The sequence below is a fragment of the Bacteroides togonis genome, from assembly GCF_900130135.1.
Taxonomy (GTDB): domain Bacteria; phylum Bacteroidota; class Bacteroidia; order Bacteroidales; family Bacteroidaceae; genus Bacteroides; species Bacteroides pullorum.
On sequence record NZ_LT670828.1, the window covers coordinates 1 to 3,193 of the forward strand.

At 47.1% G+C, this 3,193-nt stretch carries 3 protein-coding genes; all 3 read right to left on the minus strand.

The features are described from left to right. Positions 1-396 (minus strand): hypothetical protein (locus BQ8005_RS17775; protein ID WP_234984103.1); only part of this gene is annotated, 396 nt, incomplete at its 3' end. Then, positions 397-1,032 (minus strand): hypothetical protein, encoded by a 636-nt coding sequence (locus BQ8005_RS16700; protein ID WP_159436300.1) that lies wholly within the window; start codon positions 1,030-1,032, stop codon positions 397-399. Positions 1,033-1,191: 159 nt separating this feature from the next. Next, positions 1,192-3,193 (minus strand): RHS repeat-associated core domain-containing protein (locus tag BQ8005_RS17120; RefSeq protein WP_234984104.1); only part of this gene is annotated, 2,002 nt, incomplete at its 5' end.

Here is a 3,193-nt window from a genome sequence, read left to right on the forward strand (position 1 = left end):
CACCGTGCGGTACAGCTCCCCACCGGCATACTGTTTCACCTCGACGGGAGTGGAGAGGTCGTGCGCGGAGGTCATCAGTTGGTCTACCGGACCCTGGCGGTCGAAAGGATAGGTGTACTCCGTCAGCGCGTCAACGCCGGAGCTGGTGGAAACCGACGTCCGGCGGATCCGGTTGTACGAGCCCTCACGGGTATGCGACACGGAGCGTGTGTAGGACAGTCCACCGCCGTAGTACAGCGTCTCGCCACGGCCCGTGGGGTCGTTGTCCACCACCGCATAGTCCTTGCCCGAAAGGCGGGTGAAGCTACTGCCGTACAGCTCGCGAAGACGCTGGCTGTTCTGGACCATCGACTCGTCAACGCTGCGGACCAGCGGACTGACGGTGTCCGTCTCCAATTATTGTATCTGAAAGATTTTTTTTAATACGGTCGCCATATCAACTGCTTTATAATAATAATCATCGGAAATATCACGTTTGACATTGAAAAAATCTTTGAAATAGAAACAATCTATTTCATATTTTCCATCCTTAAAGACAATTCGAGTCAGCCAAATGCAATCATAAGGTATGGGATGATGTTTTTCACCTTCTTCTTTTAACTTATCCAAATTCCATTGAGTAGCCAATTGTAACATATACATGGAATATAAAGGTTTACAGCTTACAGAAAGAGAATCTTTTTTATTTCTTTTTATTGAAGAATCGAACTGATACGATAATAAATTATGCCGGGTATATAAAGTGCTTGTTTTGTAATGGTTTAAAATGTCTGCATCTGTCTCTAGTATATAAATCGTATCATTTTGAGGATTTACACGAAGTCTTTGAAAAACATGTAACCGTTTTCTATAGAAGTGATAAATGGATGGGTAATCTTCATCCAATACTTTATCATATTCTATTTTCCCAAGTGCTTTTTCCATATAGGCTTTGTGTTCTTTCTTTATTTTTCTAGATAGTTTATTCCAGTTTTGAGCAAAAATGGGAGAAGTTGTATTCAATAATAAAATGATAAAAAGGAGTTTGTTCATTGCTGTTTCGCTTTTTATAAAGTTAATAAAAGAAAGTGTGTCAAATCCATCTTCAGTACTGAATAGCAATTGGCATATTGAATGCAGCAAACAGTAACTCTACTGCTATTGACCTAAATATATATTATCTTTGACACACTTTCTTATTTTCTAGTTCTCTCAATAGACATAAGGAGTCGTTGGGATTAAACGATTTCCTAAAGTCATCATTTGTTTATGGAACAGACTTGCTCGAGTATTTGGAATAAGTAAACGAGCTTTGGGATATGACGTGTCTGTATAATAACTCCTTAAAGGTAAATTATGTTCCGCTCTTATTTGATTCTCAACATGTGTAGCAAATTTCTCTGCATTAGGAACATTCTTTTCGGAAGTCGCAAACCATGTCGTTCCATCATACGTTCCTCGCCAAATATCTTGTATATGGGCAAGCTCATGGCCTAATCCAATATAAGCGGGGCGAGTCGTATTACCGGCAGTATTTAAACCGCCTTTTGTAATAGAGGTATTCCATGTGACGTATGCTCCACCAGGATCTGCTCCGTTCTTGTCCCTATTTGCAATGTTGACCTTTCTTTCGTTATTTATCAGTTCATTGACTAATGCATTTCCTATGGCTCCTTCCCTCAAATCAGCCAAGGCCTGGGACAAATTACTCATGAAAGCATTATCACCCGAATATTTGTTGCCCTGTGCGTCAAAGAACCCATAGTTTCCTTTCGGATCTGTCCGGTATGTATAGTCTACATTTACCGTTTTTCCACCAACCTGCGTTGTAAGGGTTGTGATGATACTATCTCCGTTAATATCTACGATATTTACCGGATTATTCGCCGCATACTGGTAAGGCGACATGGACGAGTATTTCTCGGCATAACGGTCAACAGTCATAAACCTTCCCAGCGCAGGGTCGTAATGTCGTGCCCCGTAGTCGTACCAGTTCAGCCCGTTCTTCGTGTCCAGCTCCTTCCCGTTGTACTTGTAAGGCTGAACATTCGTAGAGTTTGCAAACAGTCCTCCGAAGGGATAGTAATGGTTCACCTCCTCTACCGTACCGTTCTGATTCAGCACCACCCGGTTGTTCCCCTGATGGTCCGTCAGGTAGTAATGATACTTCTTGTCCGCCAGGGTGACGTAACCGGCTTCCGTCAGCAGCAGCTTCTGCACACCGTTTTCATAGACCACGTTCCCGCAATAGTCCGTTGTGGTGGTAGTACCGTTGATGACATGCTTCGTGCGGAGCTTCGTGCCGTCCGCGGCATAGACATATTCAATGGTGCTTCCGTCACCGAACGTGACCTTGCCTGGCAAATTTAAGAAATTATATTGAATATTGCTAATGTTACGGTTCAAATCTTTCGTCAGATTGCCGTTCGCGTCGTAGGCGTACTCATTGGCCTGCTTTACAGCATCTTTGAACTCGAAGCCGTTGTTGTAGGCGGATGCCGTCACTGCGTCATCCACGCGGTTCAGTTGGTTGCCGTCGAGCGTAAAGGTCAGGTTGTCTATCAAACCGTAGGACGAAGCCCCCGTCTGCCCGTAGCGTTGAAGGCTGAGGATGTTCCCGTTCTTGTCGTAACTTGTCACCTTCTCGGTGAAACGGCCCGCGTTGCTGCTTAGCGAAGTACCTTCGCCATAGACCGCATCCAGCAGACGGTTCAGTCCGTCGTAGGTGAACTTGTAGCCGCGGGGCGTTGTCTCATTACCCGCCTGCCACGTCATGCCGCTGATGTTTCCGTTGTAGCAGGGAGTACCGTTCCCGGTGTTGTAATATAGGTTCTGTGAGAACTTGCTCCCGCTGATACCCGTCAGCCAGTCGCGCAGGTTGTAAGCGTAGGTCAGCTTCTGGGAGGCGTTGCCGTGCGGAGACATGCTTTGCAGCCTGCCCAGCTCGTCGTAAGTGTTCTCAGCCAAGGTCACCGTCACGCCGCCCAGCGTGTGCTCCACCTTCGTCAGGCGCTCCGCGTGGTCGTAGGTGTACTCGGTGACCTCCGTGAGTGTGGGCTTCCCGCCGGCCGTGTGCGTGTGGCTCACCACGGCGGGCTTGCCCGTGAAGGTGTAGACCGTCGACGTCACGTCGTGACCGCCCAGCAGGTTGCTCTGCACAGCCTGCGTCACGCGGCCGCGCGTGTCGTAATAGTAAGCCGTATAAAGGTTCTGC

What these genes read in the sequence shown, in the direction of transcription:
- BQ8005_RS16700 (WP_159436300.1), bottom strand. Translation starts at nt 1,032, where the DNA reads ATGAACAAACTCCTTTTTATCATTTTATTATTGAATACAACTTCTCCC.